The sequence below is a fragment of the Pseudomonas sp. GZJR-8 genome (assembly GCF_002916705.1).
Lineage (GTDB): Bacteria > Pseudomonadota > Gammaproteobacteria > Pseudomonadales > Pseudomonadaceae > Aquipseudomonas > Aquipseudomonas synxantha_A.
Map to the genome: position 1 here is coordinate 187,574 of NZ_JXSI01000012.1, position 22,035 is coordinate 209,608.

Annotated in this window: 14 protein-coding genes and 4 tRNA genes; 14 read left to right on the plus strand and 4 right to left on the minus strand. The window is 60.3% G+C overall.

The window, feature by feature from the left end:
• Positions 1 to 86: 86 nt before the first annotated feature.
• The 4 genes from TK42_RS21900 to TK42_RS21915 all read left to right on the plus strand — a co-directional run bounded on the left by TK42_RS21900 (position 87) and on the right by TK42_RS21915 (position 3,264).
• Positions 87 to 746 carry a transglutaminase family protein gene (locus TK42_RS21900; RefSeq protein ID WP_103735112.1) on the plus strand — a complete coding sequence of 220 codons (660 nt, stop codon included), beginning with the start codon at positions 87 to 89 and terminating at the stop codon, positions 744 to 746.
• A gap of 56 nt (positions 747 to 802) precedes the next feature.
• Positions 803 to 1,420 (plus strand): glutathione S-transferase family protein, encoded by a 618-nt coding sequence (locus tag TK42_RS21905; protein WP_005786686.1) that lies wholly within the window; start codon positions 803 to 805, stop codon positions 1,418 to 1,420.
• Between the two features lie 135 nt (positions 1,421 to 1,555).
• Positions 1,556 to 2,488, plus strand: coding sequence for an ABC transporter ATP-binding protein (locus TK42_RS21910; protein WP_032877040.1), 933 nt, complete (start codon positions 1,556 to 1,558; stop codon positions 2,486 to 2,488).
• The gene (locus tag TK42_RS21915; protein ID WP_005786689.1) at positions 2,485 to 3,264 is read left to right on the plus strand and encodes an ABC transporter permease; all 780 of its coding nucleotides are present in this window, start codon (positions 2,485 to 2,487) and stop codon (positions 3,262 to 3,264) included. Before TK42_RS21910 ends, TK42_RS21915 begins: the two co-directional genes overlap by 4 nt.
• Positions 3,265 to 3,395: 131 nt before the next feature.
• Here TK42_RS21915 and TK42_RS21920 read toward each other — a convergent pair whose 3' ends face one another.
• Positions 3,396 to 3,935: a TetR/AcrR family transcriptional regulator gene (locus TK42_RS21920; protein WP_032877039.1), complete on the minus strand. Its 540-nt coding sequence runs from the start codon at positions 3,933 to 3,935 to the stop codon at positions 3,396 to 3,398.
• A 90-nt stretch (positions 3,936 to 4,025) separates the two neighbouring features.
• On the opposite strand from TK42_RS21920, the gene TK42_RS21925 reads away from it, so the two are divergent.
• The 3 genes from TK42_RS21925 (at position 4,026) to TK42_RS21935 (ending at position 8,407) form a co-directional block, all read left to right on the plus strand.
• The gene (locus tag TK42_RS21925; RefSeq protein ID WP_103735113.1) at positions 4,026 to 5,213 is read left to right on the plus strand and encodes an MFS transporter; all 1,188 of its coding nucleotides are present in this window, start codon (positions 4,026 to 4,028) and stop codon (positions 5,211 to 5,213) included.
• Positions 5,214 to 5,324: 111 nt separating this feature from the next.
• Positions 5,325 to 6,473 (plus strand): TDT family transporter, encoded by a 1,149-nt coding sequence (locus TK42_RS21930; protein WP_103735114.1) that lies wholly within the window; start codon positions 5,325 to 5,327, stop codon positions 6,471 to 6,473.
• Between the two features lie 59 nt (positions 6,474 to 6,532).
• Positions 6,533 to 8,407, plus strand: a complete 1,875-nt coding sequence (locus tag TK42_RS21935; RefSeq protein ID WP_103735115.1) for an MFS transporter — start codon at positions 6,533 to 6,535, stop codon at positions 8,405 to 8,407.
• Between the two features lie 106 nt (positions 8,408 to 8,513).
• Here the strand turns inward: TK42_RS21935 and sugE are convergent, their stop codons facing one another.
• The 3 genes from sugE to rdgC all read right to left on the minus strand — a co-directional run bounded on the left by sugE (position 8,514) and on the right by rdgC (position 10,987).
• Positions 8,514 to 8,828 carry a quaternary ammonium compound efflux SMR transporter SugE gene (gene sugE, locus TK42_RS21940; protein WP_010211634.1) on the minus strand — a complete coding sequence of 105 codons (315 nt, stop codon included), beginning with the start codon at positions 8,826 to 8,828 and terminating at the stop codon, positions 8,514 to 8,516.
• A 112-nt stretch (positions 8,829 to 8,940) separates the two neighbouring features.
• A complete protein-coding gene (locus TK42_RS21945) occupies positions 8,941 to 9,900 on the minus strand; it encodes a bile acid:sodium symporter family protein (protein WP_032877033.1) in 960 nt (319 codons plus the stop codon).
• Between the two features lie 166 nt (positions 9,901 to 10,066).
• Entirely contained in the window at positions 10,067 to 10,987 is a 921-nt protein-coding gene (rdgC, locus tag TK42_RS21950; RefSeq protein WP_003172886.1) for a recombination-associated protein RdgC, read from the minus strand.
• Positions 10,988 to 11,146: 159 nt separating this feature from the next.
• Between rdgC and TK42_RS21955 the strand changes: the two genes are divergently transcribed.
• From TK42_RS21955 to TK42_RS21985, 7 genes are all read left to right on the plus strand, one after another.
• Positions 11,147 to 11,222: transfer RNA gene (locus TK42_RS21955), tRNA-Val, on the plus strand.
• A gap of 19 nt (positions 11,223 to 11,241) precedes the next feature.
• A tRNA-Asp gene (locus TK42_RS21960) sits at positions 11,242 to 11,318 on the plus strand.
• 176 nt (positions 11,319 to 11,494) lie between these two features.
• A tRNA-Val gene (locus TK42_RS21965) sits at positions 11,495 to 11,570 on the plus strand.
• 19 nt (positions 11,571 to 11,589) lie between these two features.
• A tRNA-Asp gene (locus tag TK42_RS21970) sits at positions 11,590 to 11,666 on the plus strand.
• A gap of 306 nt (positions 11,667 to 11,972) precedes the next feature.
• On the plus strand, positions 11,973 to 12,341 hold the full coding sequence (locus TK42_RS21975) for a putative quinol monooxygenase (protein WP_032877032.1): 369 nt from the start codon (positions 11,973 to 11,975) through the stop codon (positions 12,339 to 12,341).
• 30 nt (positions 12,342 to 12,371) lie between these two features.
• A complete protein-coding gene (locus tag TK42_RS21980) occupies positions 12,372 to 13,481 on the plus strand; it encodes a MupA/Atu3671 family FMN-dependent luciferase-like monooxygenase (RefSeq protein WP_032877031.1) in 1,110 nt (369 codons plus the stop codon).
• Positions 13,478 to 22,015, plus strand: coding sequence for an SDR family NAD(P)-dependent oxidoreductase (locus TK42_RS21985; RefSeq protein ID WP_103735116.1), 8,538 nt, complete (start codon positions 13,478 to 13,480; stop codon positions 22,013 to 22,015). Before TK42_RS21980 ends, TK42_RS21985 begins: the two co-directional genes overlap by 4 nt.
• Positions 22,016 to 22,035: the final 20 nt, after the last annotated feature.

A 22,035-nucleotide genomic window follows, 5' to 3' on the forward strand; every position in this document is an offset into this window, starting at 1 on the left:
AGCAGGCGCCGACATTTGGCGTAATCGTCGTTATCTCTGTGGCAGGCCTGTCGTTAAACTCCAGGCTCACTTCGGAGATCAAGCTTATGAATGCGTACTTGAGTCCCAGCCGCTTCATCGATAGTGACCACCCTGCGGTGGTGGAGTTCGCCGAAAAACATCGCGGAACCCGCACGGATTTAAGTGACCAGGCAGTCAGTCTTTATTACGCCGTACGTGAGGCGATTCGCTACAACCCCTACACCTTCAGCCGCGACCCCAACACATTGAATGCCAGCTTCGCACTGGCTGCCGGCGAAAGCTATTGCGTGCCCAAGGCCACCTTGCTGGCCGCCTGCGCCCGTCACTGTGGCATCCCCGCGCGCATTGGCTTGGCAGACGTGCGCAACCACCTGTCCACACCGCGCCTGCTTGCCCTGCTCAAAAGTGACGTGTTCGCCATGCACGGTTATACCGAACTGTACCTGAACGGCCGCTGGGTCAAAGCGACTCCGGCGTTCAATCAGCAACTGTGCGACGTGTTTGATGTGCCGCCACTGGAATTCGATGGCTTGCATGACAGTGTCTTCCACGCGTTCAATCGCCAGGGCCGTCGCTCAATGGAATATGTGGTGGATCACGGGCAATTTGCTGACGTCCCCGAGGCATTCTTTTTCGCGCATATCCGCCAGTGTTACCCGCACTTGTTTGCCGACAATGCACCGACCCTGCTGGGCGATCTGCAGGACGATTTAAGCCGTGGCTGATCCGGCGTATGCTGCTGCCTTCATCCAGCCAAGTTCATCCACAATAAGGCGCGGTCATGCTGAAAATCTGGGGTCGTAAAAATTCATCAAACGTCAGGAAGGCACTGTGGTGCGCCGAGGAACTCGGCCTGGACTATGAGGCAATTGATGCGGGCGGGGCTTTTGGTGTGGTCGACACCCCGCAATATCGGGCCCTGAACCCCAATGGCCGGGTGCCGATGATCGAAGATGGCGATTTTGTGCTGTGGGAATCCAACACCATCGTGCGCTACCTGTGCGCCAAACAGGCATCGGACTTCTACCCCAGCGACCTGCAAGCCCGGGCCAATGCCGAAAAGTGGATGGACTGGACCACCTCCACGCTCGCCGACCCGTTCAAGGCGGTGTTCTGGGGGATCGTGCGCACCCCGGCTGACAGGCAAAACTGGGACAGTATCAATGCCGGGCGCCAAGCCTGTATCGACGCGCTCAAAACCGTCGACCAGGCCCTTGCCGAGCAACCCTACCTGTCCGGTCAGGCGTTCGGCATGGGTGATATCCCTCTGGGTTGCTTCATCTATGCCTGGTTCGAGATGCCCATCGAGCGGCCGGCAATGCCCCATCTGGAGGCCTGGTACCAGCGCCTGCAACAGCGCCCGGCGTATCGCAAAGCGGTGATGACCGCGTTGACTTAATACACACTATTAATACGGGTGACTGTACTTGTGCGGCATGGGCAAGCACCATGCACGCATTGCATCGTCGGTTGAACTACCTGCGCTGCGCCCTCATCTATTCTTTCTATTCCCTTCTTTGGTGCGTATTCCGATATGAGTTCCGCTCTGTCCATCCGGCAGCTAACCAAAACCTACGGCAACGGTTTCCAGGCCCTGAGTGGTATCGATCTGGACGTCGCCGAAGGTGATTTCTTCGCCTTGCTCGGCCCCAACGGCGCCGGCAAATCCACCACCATCGGCATTCTCTCCACCCTGGTCAACAAGACCAGCGGCACGGTGAACATCTTCGGCCACGACCTGGACAAGTCCCCGGCGGCGCTCAAGCGCTCCATCGGTGTGGTGCCCCAGGAATTCAATTTCAACCAGTTCGAAAAGACCTTCGACATTGTTGTGACCCAGGCTGGCTATTACGGCATCCCGGCGAAAATCGCCAAGGAACGCGCCGAGCAGTACCTGACCCAACTGGGCCTGTGGGACAAGCGCGATGTGCCTTCGCGCTCGTTGTCCGGCGGCATGAAGCGGCGCCTGATGATCGCCCGTGCGCTGGTGCATGAGCCGCGCCTGCTGATCCTCGACGAACCCACTGCAGGCGTGGACATCGAACTGCGTCGCTCGATGTGGACCTTCCTCACCGAGCTGAACGAGAAAGGCATCACCATCATCCTCACCACCCATTACCTGGAAGAGGCTGAGCAGTTGTGCCGCAACATCGGCATCATCGACCACGGCACCATTGTCGAGAACACCAGCATGCGCAACCTGCTGGGCCAGTTGCATGTGGAAACCTTCCTGCTCGACCTGAAGAACAATCTGTCGGTGGCGCCGCACCTGCTGGGTTACCCAAGCCGCCTGGTAGATAGCCACACCCTGGAGGTGCAGGTGGACAAAGCCATGGGCATCACCGCGCTGTTCACCCAGCTGGCGACTCAGAACATCGAAGTGTTGAGCCTGCGTAACAAAACCAATCGCCTTGAGGAGTTGTTTGTGTCCCTGGTGGAGAAAAATCTGGCGAAGGTGGCGGTATGAGTTCCGAACTGCAACCCAACCTTGTCGCGCTGCAAACCATCGTTTATCGCGAAGTGAAACGCTTTACCCGGATCTGGCCGCAGACCCTGCTGCCGCCGGCGATCACCATGGTTCTGTACTTTGTGATCTTCGGTAACCTGATTGGCCGGCAGATTGGCGACATGGGTGGTTTCACCTACATGGAGTACATCGTGCCGGGCCTGATCATGATGTCGGTGATCACCAACTCCTACGGCAACGTGGTCTCCAGTTTCTTCGGCAGCAAGTTCCAGCGCTCCATCGAAGAACTCATGGTCTCGCCGGTGTCACCGCACACCATCCTGATCGGCTATACGCTGGGCGGTGTGCTGCGTGGCCTGATGGTCGGGGTGATCGTGACGCTGCTGTCACTGTTCTTTACCCACCTGCAAGTGCATCACCTTGGGGTCACCATTCTGGTGGTGGTGCTCACGGCGACGATTTTCTCGCTGCTGGGCTTTATCAACGCCGTGTTCGCGCGCAACTTCGATGATATTTCGATCATCCCGACGTTCGTGCTGACGCCGTTGACCTACCTGGGCGGGGTGTTTTATTCCATTACCTTGCTGCCGCCGTTCTGGCAGACCGTGTCGCTGGCCAACCCGGTGCTGCATATGGTCAACGCCTTCCGCTACGGCATTCTGGGCGTGTCGGATATCAAGATCAGCGTAGCGATCACCTTTATGATCGTGGCGACCGTGGTGCTGTATATCGGTTGTGCGCGGCTGCTGGTGAGTGGGCGCGGGATGCGTACATAAGTACTGAGCTTAATGCAGTAAAAATGTGGGAGGGAGCTTGCTCCCGATAGCGATCTTTCAGTCACTGCATGTTTGACTGAACCACTGCTATCGGGAGCAAGCCCCCTCCCACATTTGGTTTGTGTAGGTTTTTAGTTTTTCAGGGCCAGCTCTATCAGGGCATGCAGTTCTTCAACCGCCAAAGGCTGGGCCGAAAACAGAATACGAAACACCGTCGGCGCCGCGAGCAGGTTGATCAGCCGGTCCACGCTCGGTGGCGCTGATAGCGGATAGCGATCAACCATCACCTGCAACTGCCCGCTCAGGATGCTCACGCAATACCCCGGCGTCGGGCTGCTTTGCACGTCGCGCATCATATTGCGCCCAACGTCCGAACTCATCTCATCCAGATATTGCTCAGCCCAGGCTTGCAGGTCGCCGCGCAGGCTACCGGTGTTGGCCGGTTCGGTATCGGGGCGCATACGTGCCAGGGCGACGTCGGCGAGCAGTACTGACAGGTCGCCCCAGCGCCGGTAAATGGTCGACGGCGTGACGCCTGCGCACGCCGCAATCATTGGCACGGTGACACCGGAACGCTCATGGGTTTCCAGCAATTGGCGCACCGCCCTGTGGACGGATTCTTGTACCCGGGCACTACGGCCCCCCGGGCGGAGGCCTTCTTTGATTGCCATGGGTAAAACCTTAACACAAAGAATTTGCTTTAAGCGCCAGCGAGTAGCACACTCCACAAAAGCAAAATATTAGCTTTAGCGGAGTGTGCCATGATCAGCGTCAATTCCCAGCGGTCCAGCCTGACGTTCCTCGTGATCACAGTGTTGACCTTTCTCGCCGCCTCCAGCGCGCCGACGCCGTTGTACCAGGTGTATCAGGACAACCTGCATTTTTCGGCCGCGATGCTGACGGCTATCTTTGGCGTCTATGCCCTAAGCCTGTTGGCGGCGCTGCTGACGGTGGGTTCGCTTTCCGATTACCTGGGGCGCAAGCCGGTGATCTTTGCCGCGTTGCTGCTGAATATCGTAGCGATGCTGCTGTTTATCAACGCGGACAGTACGGCCTATCTGCTCGCTGCACGTGCATTACAGGGTTTTGCGACCGGTACTGCCACAGCGGTGCTGAGTGCGACGCTGCTCGATACTGACCGGGTGCGCGGCCCGATGCTCAACAGCCTTGCGCCGATGCTGGGCATGGCCAGTGGCGGGCTGGGTAGCGGTTTGCTGGTGGAGTACGCGCCACGGCCGACGCAATTGATCTATCTCACTCTGCTGGGTTTGATGGTGCTGCAGGCCGTGTATGTCTGGCGGTTGTCCGAGACGGTCAGTCGTATACCGGGGGCCTTGAAGTCCCTGGCGCCCACCCTGCATGTGCCACCGCAAGCGCGTCGGGCCTTGTGGTTGGCGATGCCGTTGAATGTGGCGGTATGGGCGCTGGGTGGGTTCTTTTCTTCTTTGGCGCCTTCGCTGGTGCGGGTCGCCACCGGGTCGACCTCGCATTTGATCGGCGGGGGGCTGGTCGCGGTGGTCACGTTAAGTGGCGCGGTCATGATCTACAGCCTGCGCAACCGTGCGGCTGACAAGGTCATGCGCCTGTCGGCGGCGCTGCTGGCCGTCGGCATGGGGCTGTTGCTGGTTGCCGTACAGACGGCCAGCCTGCGGTTGTTCTTTGTCGCCAGTGTGATCGCCGGTTTTGGTTTCGGCGGCGGCTTTATGGGCAGCGTGCGCAGTATCGTCGGGTTGGCGTTGCCCCATGAGCGCGCGGGGTTGATGTCGGCATTCTATGTACTGAGCTACCTGGCATTCTGCGTACCGGCGTTGGTGGCGGGCAATCTGAGCCGGGAGTTTGGCCTCGTCGTCACCACCGATGGCTACGCTGCGGTCCTTATTCTGTTGGCGTTGGGGGCTCTTGGCGGGCAGTTGTGGCAGGGCTCTGCCCGGGGCCGGGCAGCTGCGTAGATATGGCAAATATCTATAAAGTAGATAACAGTTAGAGATATTACCCGTTATATAGATATTCATTCAGGTTCTACCATGACCTCAACCTCATGCGAGGAAGAGGATCAAATCATGACCTGCTCGACCACCCACCGTTACAAACCTTTCAGTCACCTGACCCGTCCCCGGGAAGTGATTCGCCAGTTCACCCCGAACTGGTTTGCCGCCACCATGGGCACCGGGGTGCTGGCGCTGGCCCTGGCTCAGTTGCCGGTCACTTTGCCAGGCTTGCACGCTGTCGCTGAAGGCCTGTGGATGTTCACCATCGGCCTGTTCGTGTTGTTCAGCGTGTTGTATGCCGCCCGTTGGTTGATGTTTTTCCACGAGGCGCGGCGCATTTTCGGGCACTCCACGGTTTCGATGTTCTTCGGCACCATCCCCATGGGGCTGGCGACCATTCTCAACGGATTGCTGTTGTTCGGCCTGCCACGTTGGGGCAGTGATGTCATCCCGTTGGCCGAAGCCCTGTGGTGGCTGGACGTGGCCATGTCCCTGGCCTGCGGCGTACTCATCCCGTTCATGATGTTCACCCGCCAGGAGCACAGCATCGACCAGATGACCGCCGTCTGGCTGTTGCCCGTGGTGGCGGCCGAAGTGGCGGCGGCCAGCGGCGGCTTGCTCGCGCCGCACCTGGCCGATGCCCATGCGCAACTGGTGATGCTGGTGACCAGCTACGTACTATGGGCGTTTTCCCTGCCGGTGGCGTTCAGCATCCTGACCATCCTGATGCTGCGCATGGCCTTGCATAAATTGCCCCACGCCAATATGGCGGCGTCGAGCTGGTTGGCGCTGGGGCCGATTGGTACCGGTGCCTTGGGCATGTTGCTGTTGGGGGGCGATGCGCCAGCGATCTTCGCCGCCAATGGCCTGGAGAATGTCGGTGAAATGGCCCATGGCCTGGGCCTGATTGCAGGTATCACCCTATGGGGTTTTGGCCTGTGGTGGATGTTGATCGCCGTGCTGATCACCCTGCGTTACCTGCGCGCCGGGATCCCGTTCAACCTGGGCTGGTGGGGCTTCACCTTCCCGCTGGGGGTTTACGCCTTGGCCACGCTGAAACTGGCGAACGTGTTGCATTTGGGGTTCTTCAGCATCTTCGGCAGTGCGCTGGTGGTGGCGTTGGCGTTGATGTGGCTGATCGTGGCCAAGCGCACCGTGCAGGGGGCTTATAAAGGCGAGCTTTTTGTTTCGCCCTGCATTGCAGGACTAGCGAATAAGTAAGCAGGATTAGGTAAAGTCGTGGCCTGATAAATAAAGGCCACGCAGGAACACGGACGACGATGAGCCATCCTTCCCAATTCACCTTGCTGCGCACACGGCGTTTCTTGCCGTTTTTCATCACCCAGTTGCTGGGCGCGTTCAACGACAACATCTTCAAGCAATCGCTGATCCTGGCCATCCTTTACAAGCTCAGCATCGAGGGCGACCGCTCCATTTGGGTCAACCTGTGTGCGTTGTTGTTTATCCTGCCGTTCTTTTTGTTCTCGGCACTGGCCGGACAGTTTGGCGAGAAATTCAACAAGGACGCGTTGATCCGTGCGATCAAGATCGGCGAGATCGTGATCATGGCCGTCGGTGCGGCGGGCTTCCTGACCAATCATCTTGAATTGATGCTGTTGGCGCTGTTTGCCATGGGCACCCACTCGGCGCTGTTCGGCCCGGTGAAGTACTCGATCATGCCTCAGGCATTGCACGACGACGAGCTGGTCGGCGGTAACGGCCTGGTGGAAATGGGCACGTTCCTGGCGATCCTGGCCGGCACCATTGGTGCCGGGATCATGATGTCTTCCACCCATTACGCGCCGGTGGTGGCGGTGGCGATTGTCGGCGTGGCGGTGCTGGGTTACCTCGCCAGCCGCAGCATCCCGCGCGCGGCGGCTTCGACGCCGCAACTGCGCCTGGACTGGAATATCTTCACCCAGTCCTGGGCGACGTTGCGCATGGGCCTGGGGCAGACGCCGGCGGTGTCGCGTTCCATTGTCGGCAACTCGTGGTTCTGGTTTGTCGGTGCGATCTATCTCACGCAAATCCCGGCGTACGCCAAGGAGTGGTTGTACGGCGACGAAACCGTGGTCACCCTGATCCTCACGGTGTTCTCGGTGGGCATCGCCCTGGGCTCGATGCTCTGCGAAAAGCTTTCCGGGCGTAAGGTGGAAATCGGCCTGGTGCCGTTTGGTTCGTTTGGCCTGACCGTGTTCGGCCTGCTGCTGTGGTGGCACTCCGGCGGCTTCCCGCAGAACGTGCAAGCCAACGATTGGCTCGCGGTGCTCAGCTACGGCCAGGCCTGGTGGGTGTTGTTCGATATCCTCGGCCTGGGCGTATTCGGTGGCTTCTATATTGTGCCGCTGTATGCGCTGATCCAATCGCGCACTGCCGAGAACGAACGGGCACGGGTTATCGCGGCCAACAACATTCTCAACGCATTGTTCATGGTGGTCTCGGCCATCGTTTCGATCCTGCTGTTGAGCGTGGCCAAGCTGTCGATCCCCGAGTTGTTCCTGGTGGTGTCGCTGCTCAATATTGCGGTCAACACCTACATCTTCAGGATCGTCCCCGAATTCACCATGCGCTTCATGATCTGGCTGCTCAGCCATTCCATGTACCGCGTGGAGCATCGCAACCTGGAGGCTATTCCGGATGAAGGCGCGGCGTTGCTGGTGTGCAACCATGTGTCGTTTGTCGATGCGCTGTTGATCGGCGGCGCGGTGCGTCGGCCGATTCGCTTTGTCATGTACTACAAGATCTACCGTTTGCCGGTACTCAACTTTATCTTCCGCACCGCCGGGGCGATTCCGATTGCCGGGCGCCATGAGGATATGGAGATCTACGAACAGGCGTTCTCGCGGATCGCCCAGTATCTGAAGGAAGGTGAGTTGGTGTGCATCTTCCCGGAAGGCAAGCTGACAGCCGATGGCGAGATCAATGAATTTCGTGGTGGGGTGACGCGCATTCTGGAGGAGACACCGGTGCCGGTGATTCCGATGGCGTTGCAGGGGCTGTGGGGGAGTTTCTTCAGTCGCGATCCGCACAAGGGCTTCTTTCATCGGATCTGGTCGCGGGTGGTGTTGGTGGCTGGGGAGCCGATTGCTGTGGAGACGGCAACGCCTGTGCAGTTGCAGGCAGTAGTGGGTGGTTTGCGGGGGAGTGTCAGGTAGTTTTCGTTGTTTGTCAGGGCCTCATCGCAGGCAAGCCAGCTCCCACCTTTTGAATTGTGAATACAGTCAAATGTGGGAGCTGGCTTGCCTGCGATAGCGTAGTGGCTTAAGTGGAAATCTTGAGTCCAATCAGCCCGCAAATAATCAACGCCACACTCGCCAACCGAAACAACGCCATGGACTCCCCAAACAGGATAATCCCGGCAATCACAGTGCCCACGGCACCTACGCCTGTCCAGATGGCATAGGCGGTGCCCAGCGGCAGCTCTTTCATGGCCAGCCCCAGCAACCCAAGGCTGACGGCCATGGCGGCAATCGTCAGGGCGGTGGGCAGTGGCTTGCTGAAACCGTCGGTGTATTTCAGGCCGACGGCCCAGCCAACTTCAAACAACCCGGCAAAAAACAGAATGATCCAGGACATGATGACCTCGCTTCTACAAAGTGGGGTCGTCCCCTGGTTAGCGCCTGATAGCGTCGCGAGGTCGTCCTCGCGAAGCTTGGTAGAGTGCCGAAAATGGATCAGGCGATCAAGTTTACGGAGCGGTTTCCAATGCGCGGCGGTCTTCTTTCTCGCTCATGCGGCGGAAATAAGTCGACAGCAATGCGCCGGAAATATTGTGCCAGACACTGAACAACGCACTGGGAACCGCCGCCAGCGGCGAAAAGTGCGCACTGGCCAGCGCGGCACCCAGCCCGGAGTTTTGCATACCGACTTCCAGCGCCAACGACTTGCGTTGCGCCAGCGGCAACTTGAACAAGCGCCCGGTGAAGTAGCCCAGCAGGTAACCGAAGCTGTTGTGCAGCATCACCACCGCCATGATCAGCAGGCCCGATTCGGCGATCTTCGCCTGGCTTGCGGCGACCACGGCCGCGACGATGATCACAATACTGACCACCGACACCAGCGGCAGCACGTCCACCGCATGACGAACCCGCTCGCCCAGCACCCGTTGCGCCACCACGCCGAGCACAATCGGCAGCAGCACCACTTGCAGGATCGACCAGAACAGCTCCATGAACGATACCGGCAGCCAGGCCGAGGCCAGTAGCCAGATCAACGCAGGTGTGAGCAGTGGGGCGAGGAGGGTGGTGACGGCGGCAATCGCCACCGACAACGCCAGGTCGCCGCGGGCCAGCCAGGTCATCACGTTGGACGAGGTGCCGCTTGGGCAGCAGCCGACCAGGATCACGCCGACGGCAATTTCCGGTGGCAGGTGAAAGACCTGGCACAACAACCATGCCACGCCCGGCATGATCACAAAATGCGCGACCACGCCCAAGGCCACGCGCCATGGATGGCGAGCGACTTCGGCGAAGTCTTCAAGTTTCAAGGTCAGCCCCATGCCGAACATCACCAGGCCCAGCAGCGGGACGATGGCGCTTTTCAGGCCGATGAACCAGCTGGGTTCGAGGAAGGCGAGCACGGCAAATATCAACACCCAGTAGGCGAAGGTATTGCCGACGAAGCGGCTCAAGGCAGCGAGTGCACGCATGGGGATGTCCTTGTTATTAGAGTGTTGAATAGGGCGACGCGATCAAATGTGGGAGCTGGCTTGCCTGCGATAGCGGTGTATCAGTCGGCACTACTCTGGCTGACACTCCGTTATCGCAGGCAAGCCAGCTCCCACACTGACCGTGCCCACATTGGATCGGTGTTGTTTAGATGCCCTGTGGGGTTTCTTCCCCGCCCAGCGCTTCCACCAACGCCGGCAGGAACTCACCGAAGGTCAGCATCATCAAGGTAAAGCTGGCATCCAGTTGGCCCAGGGCTTCGTCGCCGCCGTCCTGTTCCGCCTGGTCTTGCAGCAGGTCTTCGAATTTCAGGCGTTTGACGGTCATCTTGTCATCGAGCATGAAGGACAGCTTGTCCTGCCACGCCAAGGACAGTTGGGTCACGACCTTGCCGGTGGTCAGGTGCAGTTGGATCTCTTCGCCGGTCAGGTCCTGGCGCTTGCAGCGCACGATGCCGCCGTCTTCATGGGTGTCGCGCAGTTCGCATTCGTCGAGGACGAAGAAGTCATCGGCCGGTTTCTGGGTAGTGACCCAGTCGGTCATGATTGCGGTCGGTGCGGTTTTTACCGTCAGCGGACGGACGGGCAGGGTGCCGATCACTTCACGCAAGGTCGACAGCAGATCTTCAGCACGCTTGGGACTGGCCGAGTTGACCAGGATCAGGCCCTGTTTCGGCGCGATCGCAGCAAAGGTCGACGAGCGACGAATAAAGGCACGCGGCAGGAAGGCCTGGATGATTTCATCCTTGATCTGGTCGCGCTCCTTCTTATAGACCTTGCGCATTTGCTCGGCTTCGATCTCTTCGACTTTCTCTTTCAGTGCGTCACGCACCACGCTACCTGGCAGGATGCGTTCTTCCTTGCGCGCGGCGATCAGCAAAAAATCTCCGCTGACGTGAACCAGGGGAGCGTCTTCACCTTTACCGAAGGGTGCAACGAAACCGTAAGTGGTCAACTCCTGGCTTGCACACGGGCGCGCCAGCTTGGTGGCCATGGCCGCTTCCAACGCCTCGGCATCAACAGGCAGATCTTGGGTCAGGCGATAGATAAGCAGGTTCTTGAACCACATGGGGTGAGTCTCTCCTCTATACAAAGGGGGGCATTATTCTCTTGATCACGCCGTAGGCCAACCCTGCCTAAGCCATTGGAAGGGCTGAAAAAAAAGATTTAAGAAAGTGCTTGCCAGACATGGGGTCGCTACGTAGAATGCGCGCCACACCGAAACGAAGGGTGATTAGCTCAGCTGGGAGAGCATCTGCCTTACAAGCAGAGGGTCGGCGGTTCGATCCCGTCATCACCCACCATTCGCTTCATGTGTTACGCGCAGCGGTAGTTCAGTCGGTTAGAATACCGGCCTGTCACGCCGGGGGTCGCGGGTTCGAGTCCCGTCCGCTGCGCCATATTCGGTCACCTGGAACGCTGAACGCCAGGTCACCACAGAAAGCCCGCTTAATCGCGGGCTTTTCTTTGTCCGGAATATGGCAAAAAATCGTACGCGGAACTTTTTTTAAATAAATTGCATTTAAATCAAGACATTACGATTTTTTGGTGTATGATGCGCCCACACCGAAACGAAGGGTGATTAGCTCAGCTGGGAGAGCATCTGCCTTACAAGCAGAGGGTCGGCGGTTCGATCCCGTCATCACCCACCATTCGCTTCAAGTGTTACGCGCAGCGGTAGTTCAGTCGGTTAGAATACCGGCCTGTCACGCCGGGGGTCGCGGGTTCGAGTCCCGTCCGCTGCGCCATATTTTGCTTCCAGGCCCACTGAACACCTGGAGACTACGAACAAAGCGGCCATTGGCCGCTTTTTTTGTGCCCGGATTTTTTCTCGCCGTTGCTCTCCAACCATAGCGTTCGCTCGCCCATCCTAGCGTCCTCATCGTCTTATTTGGGTCGCCAATCCTGCGCTGTCAATCGTCACGCCTTCAGGGTTCGTGCGCAGCCTCTATCCCTATTGAAGAACCTTGTCAATCCTAAGTGCTGATAGGAGTGCCAGTTCGTCTTGCTGCGGTAAGGTCTCGTGGACATTGGTTCTAACGGAACGGCCGAAGATGAATCGCACCTGCATGGCCATGCCTTATTTCGAAATCCCCGAACGTCACCTTGAAGCGTTCAAGGCGTATTGCGCCGTGTTTATCGAAAAGACCTCTAAAGAGCCCGGATGCCTGTACTACGGTTTCAGCTTCAATGGCACCCAAGGCCATTGCCGGGAGGTCTACAGCGATGCCCAAGGGCTTTTGAACCACTTGGTCAATATCGCTGAGCTGAATTCCGAGGCGTTTCACCTGGCTTCAATTGTTCGCTATGAAGTGCATGGGCCCCGAGAGGAGCTGGACAAGTTACGTGGCCCCCTGGCGTTTATGAAGCCGCAGTTCTTCGAACTGGAACAGTGTTTCAGCCGACCGTCTGTGGTGGCGTGAACCCGATGTATCTACAAGAGGCCTCAAGACATGTCAGTTGAACAATTACTCGGCCTGGGTGTGACGAACGCTGCGCGTGCGCCGCGTCAGCCTGCCTTCAGCCTGTTGTTTTTTTCCGATGTGCGCGAAGACATCAGCGCCAGCGAGAAATATGAGTTCGCTCGGTCGTTGACGTTGTTTGGCGATGCGCAGGGTTTTGAGGCCGTGTATTTTCCTGAGCGTCATTTCCACGAGTTTGGCGCGATTTACCCCGATTCCGCAGTAATGGCGGCGTCACTCATCCCCCAAACCCGACACATTCGTTTTCGCACCGCAGGCATCAGTTTGCCCCTGCATCACCCGGCGCGCGTGGTCGAAAGTTGGTCGATGAACGATGTACTCTCTGGCGGAAGGGTAGACCTTGGGTTCGGCTCAGGTTGGAGCCGGCCTGATTTTCTCTTGGCGCCGCACGCCTACGAGGACCGGCGCGAGGTGATGTGGCAACGCATTGAGCAGGTACGTCGCTTATGGGCGGGTGAGCGCCTTTCATTCCCGGGGCCTGGTGGCGATCCAGTGTCGGTCGTCACCTTTCCCCGACCCCTACAGACCAGCCTGAATGTCTGGATCCTGGTAGCGCAGAATACAGAGTCGTTCATTGCCGCTGGCAAGGCGGGTTTCAACGTCTTCACGATGTTGTACGGCATTGACCTGCCGGACCTGGCCGAAAAAATTGGGCTTTATCGCCAAGCGCGCCGCGATGCGGGATTCGACCCGGCTTCCGGGCGCGTCACCCTTATGCTGCATACCCTGGTCGGGCCCGATAGCGCCTGGGTTCGCCGAGCCGTCGAAGCACCGTTCAAAGACTATATCCGCAGCTCACTGGTAGCCCACATGAAAGCACGGGCGACGCCTGACGGTCGTCCCCTGGATGCCACAGAGCAGGAAAACGTCCTGCAATACGCATTTGAGCGGTATTACGAAACCGGCGCGTTGTTCGGTACGGTCGATGAGGTTCGGTATCGAGTCGGCCAAGTGCTTGAGACCGGCGTCGATGAGATTGCCTGCCTGATGGATTTCGGCGTGGACTACGCCGTGGTGCATCAGTCCTTGCCCTACCTTGAACAACTCGTAGCCTCGTTCCAGGAGCGGTCAGCACAGTGAATATCGAACGCAAGAAAGCTCGCCTCGCCGCCGCCATCAATGCCTCGCTCAAGGCCCAGCCTGCCCCGTCCTTTCCTGAACCGGTGGCGATCATCGGGTTGTCCGCCAACGTCGCGCAGTCGGCTAGCGTACGTCAGTTCTGGCAGGCGCTGGATGATGATCGTTCGTTGATCGAGGAGATCCCGGCGACGCGCTTTGACTTCACGTCCTGGTACGCCGGATCGAATATTGAAGAAGGGAAAATGCGCACCCGTTGGGGCGGGTTTATACCCGCCATCGATCAATTCGATCCGGTCTTTTTTGGCATGTTGCCGGCGGAGGCGCGCAAGATGGATCCGCAACAACGCTTGTTGCTGATGTCGGTGCGCCAGACGTTTGAAGACGCCGGTTATCGCCACACTGACTGGAAAGGCTCGGCCACCGGTGTATTTATCGCCGCCGAGCGTAACGAATACCACCTCAACCTACTCCAGGCCCAGATTGATCCCGGCGAAGGGCTGGACCAGGCGGCCAGTATGCTCGCCAACCGGGTGTCACATTTCTATGACCTGCGTGGGCCAAGCGAACGAATCGATGCGATGTGTGCCGGCGGTGCCGTCGCGCTTCATCACGCGGTCACCGCGCTGCGCAGTGGCCAGATCAATGCTGCGATCGTCGGTGCCTGCAACTTGCTGCTGCGCCCGGACGTGTTCGTGACGTTGTCGCAAAGCGGGCAAATGAGCCCCGAACCGACCGTGAGATCCTTCGGCGCCGGCGCTGACGGCTACCTGCGCGGCGAAGGCGTGTGCAGCCTGTTGCTCAAGCCGTTGTCGAAGGCTGAGGCCGACGGCGATCATATTTATGGGCTGATCCGCAATACGGCGGTCAATTACAACGGCGGCGACGCGGCGTCAATCGCTGCGCCCAGTGTGTCCGCACATTCAAGCCTGGTACAGGATTGCTACCGACGGGCGGGGATCGATCCACGCCACGTCAGCTACATCGAAGCCCAGGGCATGGGCAACCCCGTGGCAGATATCGCTGAGTGGGATGCCCTTAATCATGGCTTGCTGGCCTTGGGACGGGAGCAAGGCGTGCAGTTGCAGGAAGGCCAGTGCGCTATCAGCACGCTCAAGCCGATGAGCGGACATATGCATGCCGCTTCAGCCATTGGCGCGCTATTCAAGATCATCCGCAGCTTGCAGACCGAAAAGATTCATAAAATCCTCGACTTTGAGCAGCCCAATCTCCACCTGCATACCGCCGGACAGCCTTGCAGGCTCGCTACCCATACCGTTGATTGGCCACGCCAGGCTACCCCGCGCCTGGCGGGTTTGCATTCCTATGGCGCAGGCGGAAACAACGCACACATTCTAGTCGAAGAATACGTGCACCAAGCGCCCGGTCGTGTGGTGCCGAGTCAGGCCCCATTGCTGTTCCCCCTTAGCGCGCCGACCCCGGCGCTGCTGGCGCTGCTCGCGGCACAAATGCACCAGGCCTTGATCGATGAGCCGACGCTGTGCCTGGAAAGTGTCAGCGACACGCTCAAATTCGGGCGCGAGAAATTTGCCGCCGCCGTGGTCATCGTGGCCATGGAGCGCCCAGGCTTGCTCGATGTGCTAGCCCAGTTACACACGGGCGATCTTACGGGCGCAGTTGTCTTCGCCAAGGACGTCGCAGCGCCTACGGACGCGGCGCTTGACCCTTGGGCCGAGCTCTGGCTGGCGGGTGAGCGCCCGATGGCGAAGGCCACCCGCGCACCACGGGTGCCCCTGCCGACGACTCCCTTTGATACCCAGTCGTTCTGGTATGACGCGCCTGCACCCATGGCGGCGTATCCGGCTCCTGGTACATCGCGTACAGGGCGCCGAGCCTGGAGCCCGGACGCCGCCGAGCAAGCGGTACGTGAAGCATTGGCCCAAGCGCTGGAACAGCCTGCGGCATCACTGGATCTGGACGCGCAGTTCAGTGAGTTGGGTTTTGATTCGATGATGGTGCGTCAACTCTGCCGGCATATGCGCGACCAGGACATCGTGGTCGAGCCAGCGGTACTGTTCGAGCACGCTACGCCGGCGCGACTGGTGGCCTGGCTGGCTTGCGCGCCTGCGCAGCGCATTGCCGCCCCTTACCACCTGCCCAGTCCGGGCGCGCGTGGGCAGATCGCGATAATCGGCATGGCCGGGGTATATCCCAAGTCAGCGGATTTGTCGGCGTTCTGGGATTGCCTGGCAAACGCAGGGGACTGCATCGAAACCGTGCCCGAGCAACGCTGGAGCCTTGACGAGCATTTTAACGCGGACCGCCAGCGTGCGATCCAAGAGGGTAAAAGCTACGGTAAATGGGGTGGTTTCATCGAAGGCCTGGATGACTTCGACCCAATGTTCTTTAACTTTTCCCTGGCCGAAGCTACCTACATGCACCCCAAGGAACGTCAATTCATCCAGTGCGCATGGCATGCCCTGGAAGATGCCGGGTATACGCCTGCGTCTCTGGAGCAGGAGAAGGTCGGCGTATTCGTGGGAGTGTCCAAGGCCGGGCACGATAACTATAAAGATTCGTTTTTTTCGATCGCCAACCGCGTGTCTTATCGCTTCGGGTTTACCGGGCCTAGCCTGCCCGTGGATACCGCCTGTTCTTCTTCGCTGACCGCGGTGCATGAGGCCTGCCTGCACTTGCAGGCAGGCGAGTGCACCGTGGCGGTTGTCGGTGGCGTCAATGCCTACACCCACCCTTCCACCTTTGCCGAGTTCGCACGACTGGGCGTGTTATCCGCCGATGGCAAGTCGCGAGCGTTCGGTGCGGGGGCCAATGGGTTTGTTCCCGGCGAAGGAGTGGGGGCGCTGTTGCTAAAGCCGCTGGAACGCGCGCTGGCGGACGGTGATATGGTTCACGGCGTCATCGCCGCCAGTGCGGTCAACCATGGCGGCAAAGCCAATGGCTACACGGTGCCCAACCCCGAAGCCCAGCGCGCCATGATTCGCCTGGCATTGGACCGGGCCGGCGTCAGTGCTGACCAGGTTACCTATGTGGAGGCCCACGGCACCGGTACGGCGCTGGGCGATCCCATCGAATTTCGCGGCCTGGTCGAGGCGTTTCGCCAGGACACCGAGCGCACCGGCTTCTGTCGCCTGGGGTCGGTCAAGAGCAACATCGGCCATCTTGAAGCTGCGGCTGGTATTGCCGGCCTGAGCAAGGTCCTCCTGCAGATGCGCCACGGGCAAATCGCGCCCTCGCTGCATTCGCAGCAGATGAACCCGGATATCGACGCCAGCCTCTCGCCTTTTCGCGTGCCTCAGGCGCTGGAACCGTGGGACGTCGACGGCGAGGGCGCGCAAGAGCGCATTGCATGCCTGTCATCCTTCGGTGCCGGCGGTGCCAATGCCCACGTGATCCTGCGCCAGGCCCCTGTGCGTGCCGAACCCGCCGAAGATGTGCGGGCCGACTACCTGATTGTCCTTTCGGCACGCCATGAGGCTGCACTTGTACGACAAGTGGACACCTTGTTAGTGTTTCTGGAACGCAATCCGTCGCTGCCCTTGCGTGACATTGCCTACACGCTGCAGGTGGGCCGCCAGGCCATGAATGCGCGATTGAGTTGCATCGCCACGTCGACTGCCGACCTCATGGATGCATTGCGTCGCTATTGTGCCGGTGAGGCCCACCCGGGCGTGCAGTCCACGACGCTCAAGGACGCCGACCGCCTGAGTTTGTTCGGTCAAGATGAATCAGCGCTGACGTTGCTTGATCAGTGGTATGCCGAGAGCAAATGGGCGCAATTAGCCCAGTTATGGAGAGCGGGGGAGGTGATCGACTGGGCGCGCCTGGTGGCGCCGGGTACTGCCCGTCGTATCAGTTTGCCGGGCTATTCGTTCGACCGTGAACCCATCCCCAGGGCACCGCAACTGGTGCCGCTTGGCAGCGTGGCCCGGCCCCCGGCGCAGCCTGGCAGGGCGCTCGTACCACCTACCACCGCCGCGACATTATTGGTGCGCCCGCGCTGGCAGCCGGTGCAGGCCTCACCGGCGGCGGCGCCGCCTCGGCGGCGCCACGTCATCCTGTGTGAGTGGCCTGGAGAACGGTCGGATCATCCAGGGTGGCAGGTGCTGACGCCAAAGGGCTTGCCGACAGAGCGCTACGTGCACTGTGTCGGGCAAATTGCTGAGCATTTGCGCCAGATCATTGTCGATGCGGCGCACGAAGTTATCTCGGTACAAGTGGTAATACCCGTCAATCGGTCTGCGTGGCTGAGTGGCATTCATGGGCTGCTGAGGTCGGCGCAACTTGAAAGCAGCAAGCTGCGAACGCAGTTGGTTGAAATCGACCAGAGCTTCACTTTTACGCAGGTTCGGCACGCCGTGGAGCAGGCTGCGGCCCTGGAGGTTCATCCGTGGTTGCGGTTCGACGCTCAAGGTGGTCATGCCCGTCAGTGGACGCAGGCGACAGTACTGGATGATACGCACCGCTGTAGGTGGAAGAACGCGGGTGTCTATCTGCTGACAGGGGGAATGGGCGGGTTGGCGCAGTGTTTCGCCGCCGATATTCTCAGCCGTGTCGAAGGCGCAACCGTGGTACTGGTGGGGCGCTCCCCCTTGGGCCAGGCCGGCCAGGATCGGCTGGATGCCCTGCGGCGCATGGGCGGCAAGGTCAGCTATGAGCAAGTCGATATCAGTGACGAGGCGGCTACCGAACGGCTCGTGGCTGATGTGCAAGCCCAGTACGGTGCGCTCAATGGTGTGCTGCATTGTGCAGGAACGCTGCACGATGAGTTCTTGCGTAATTTCAAACACCAACACGGCGATGGGGTGCTGGCGGCCAAGGTGGGCGGTACCTGGTCGATCGATCAGGCGACGCGTCACTGCGACCTGGACTGTTTCGTGCTGTTTTCATCCGCCGCGGCAGCCGTCGGGCACCCGGGCCAGGCGTTCTACGCGGCGGCCAACGGCTTCATGGATGGGTTCGCCGAACAGCGCACCCAGCAGGTCCAGATGGGCGAGCGTCGAGGCCGAACCGTTTCGATTGCCTGGGGGCTGTGGCGCGACGGCGGGATGCAATTGGATGCACAGGCCAGTGCGTTGCTGGAGCGTGAGTCGGGCATGATCCCGTTGAGTCGCGAACACGGCGTTGCGGCGTTTCATCAAGTGATGGACAGTGATGCGTGCCGAATCGTGGTGATAGAAGGGGATGAACAGCGCCTGCGCCGGCGTCTGCATCCGCTGTCGAACGAGGCGACGCTGCCCGCTGATACACGCATGCTTGACGTGGTGAAAAGGTTGGCGGGGCAAGTGCTCGGCATCGCGACCAGCGAGCTTGAGGGTGACCACGACTTTGATAGCTATGGGTTGGATCAGGCGCGCTTTAATCAATTGATCCAGGCACTTGAGCGCGAATGCGGGCTTGAGGTGTCGCCATTGGTTTATCGGCAAGTGCGTTGCCTCGACGATTTGGTGGCCCACCTGCCTGCCCAGCCACGCGCCGGCACTGCGCCGCGTGCCGTGGCCGGCACCGCCTCAGCGCAAGTGCTGCTCGAGCATGCGTTGCAAGTGCTCAAACGGGTGCTATCCCCTGTGGTGCAATGGCCGGAGGATCGTCTGGACAGTGATGAGCCGCTGGAGCGCTACGGGCTGGACTCGATGATGGTCATGACGATCACCGCCGCGCTGGAGGCGCAATTCGGCGCGCTGCCCAAAACCTTGTTCTTTGAGTATTCGACGCTGCGCGCCTTGGCCGCATACCTGTGTCGCGAGCATGCATCGACGTTGGTGGCGCTGGTCGCCGACGTAGCGGGCACGCTGGCGTCAGGCCCCGATGAGGCGCGGGTGGCCGGTATTGCCAGCCACGACCCCGTGCCTGCCGACGCCGCGCAATCGCCTGCATCCGCCAAGGAGACGTCGCAACGCTTTGACGTCGCCATCATCGGCCTTGCCGGGCGCTATCCCCAGGCCCGCACCCTGGAAGAGTTTTGGCAGGTACTCAGCCAAGGGCGCGACTGTATCAGTGAGATTCCCACCGAGCGCTGGGACCACTCCCGTTATTACAGCGCTGATGAAGACGCGCCGGGCAAGACCTACGCGCGCTGGGGCGGGTTCATTGATGGAGTGGCTGAATTTGATCCGGCGTTTTTCGGTATCTCGCCGCGTGAAGCGATGGCCATGGAGCCCCAGGAGCGCTTGTTCCTGCAGACCGCTCACGAGGCCATTGAAGACGCCGGTTATACCCGCCAGGGCCTGGCAGCCAGCGCCCGTCACGAAGATGCCGAGGGCATGGTCGGTGTATTCGTCGGCGTAACGTACGAAGAGTACCAACTGTATGGGGCGCAACAGACTGCCGAGGGGCGGCCGCTGGTGCTGTCCATGAGCCCATCGTCGATTGCCAATCGCGTTTCGTTCGTCAACGGTTTCCATGGGCCAAGCATGGCCATCGATGCGATGTGTGCGTCCTCACTGACGACTATTCACCTGGCCTGCCAGAGCCTGCACAGTGGCGAATGCCAAGTAGCGCTGGCCGGAGGCGTGAATGTATCGATTCACCCCGCCAAGTTCCTCATGCTGGGGGCAGGCAAATTTGCCTCCCGACGTGGCCGCTGTGAAAGCTTCGGTGCCAGTGGCAGCGGTTACGTGCCCAGTGAGGGTGTGGGGGCTGTACTGCTTAAACCGCTGCATCAGGCCCAGGCCGATGGCGACCGTATTTATGGAGTGATTCGCGGGAGTGCCATCAACCATGGCGGGCGAACCAACGGTTATGCAGTGCCTAATCCGGCAGCCCAGGCCGCGGTGATCAGCCGTGCCTTGCGCCAGGCGAACGTGCAGCCGCGGCAGATCGGTTATGTAGAAGCTCACGGCACGGGTACGGTGTTGGGCGACCCGATCGAGGTGGCCGGCCTGTCCCGTGCGTGGCGGGCTTACACGCCGGACCGGCAGTTCTGCGCCTTGGGGTCGGTCAAGTCCAATATCGGCCATTGCGAAAGCGCTGCGGGCATCGCCGGGTTGACCAAGGTATTGCTGCAAATGAAGCACGGACTGCTGGTGAGCTCACTGCACGCTGAAACGCTCAATCCCAATATCGACTTCAGCGAAACCCCCTTTCGTGTGCAGCGTACGCTGGCACCCTGGGAGCGCCCGCTCGGCTCCGATGGCGTCCCGGGCCTGCGCATGGCTGCCATTTCCTCCTTTGGCGCCGGCGGGGCCAATGCTCACCTGATCGTCAGCGAGGCGCCGCTGGCCCAAGCTGCTCACGCGGCGATGACAGTGACTGCGCCGTTACCCATCGTTCTCTCTGCACGCTCTCGCGAAGCCTTGCTGGAGGTGGCGCAGCGGCTCGTGGACTGGTGGTTGGACGCTGCGGCCAATCGCGAGCCGGACCTGCAAGCCCTGGCCTACACGCTGCAAGTGGGGCGCGAGGCCTGGGAGTGGCGGGTGGCGCTGTTGGTCACTTCGGGCGACGAACTGGTGCGTGAGCTGCGCGCCTTTATCGATGGCGCGCTAGAGGGGCCGTCCTGGTGGTCCGGCTGCCTTCCCGAGGCGCACAGCCTGGCGACGCGTCCCAGTGAGCAAGCCTGCGCCGCCATTCGGCAGATGTTCGACCAGGCTGACTTGGGGGGCATCCTGCGTCGCTGGGTGCAAGGCGAAGCGGTTGACTGGTCACCGCTGTATCACTCGCACCGTCCAGCGCGCCTTGGCCTGCCGACGTACCCGTTTGCCCGGCAACGTTATTGGGCGCCGAGTGAGGTGGCGGTCTCGGTTGAGTCTGTGGCGTCCGTGGCGCAGGGCGGCAAGATTCGCCTGCGTGCACTGGATACTTTGCCTGTGGCTGATAGCGCACCCATCGTGCCGCCCGCGCCGCGGATACTCAGCCAACCCGCGCCTTTAGCGGCCAAGGCGGCGCCGGTCGTCCCAGTGGCCGACGACGAATGTGCACAGTTCCTGCGCCAGAGCCTGGCGGCCATGCTGTATTGCGAGCCAGGCCAAATACGCGACGGCAGCCGCTTCCTGGAGTTGGGCCTGGACTCGGTGATCGCCGCGCAATGGATCCGTGAAATCAACAAGCACTACCAGTTGAAGATTCCCGCCGACGGCATTTATACCTATCCGGTATTCAAGGCCTTTACGCAATGGGTGGGCACCCAGCTTCAGCCAACTCAAGCAACGGCTGCGCCGGTCCAGCGCGAGCCAGTGGCATCGGCACCGCAGCCTGGCGCGCAGGCAAGTGCGCAACGCGAGTCGATCCAGGACTACCTCAAGCAAAGCCTGGGTGAACTGTTGTTTCTCGACCCTGGGCAGTTGCGCAGTGGCGCGCAGTTCCTGGACCTGGGAATGGACTCGGTCACAGGCACACAATGGATGCGCGGGGTCAGCCGGCACTTTTCCATTCAACTAGCGGCCGACGCGATCTACACCTGGCCCACGCTCAAGTCCCTGGCGGATGAGGTCGATCGCCGGGTGCAGGTTGTACACAGCTCCGATGACTTGCTCGATACGATCCTGAACCAGGTGCAGAGTGGCGCCTTGGCGGCTGACAGCGCTTGCGCAGTGGTCGAAGACGTGTTGGCGCAGCGGTAGCAACCATGACTTTCAATGTC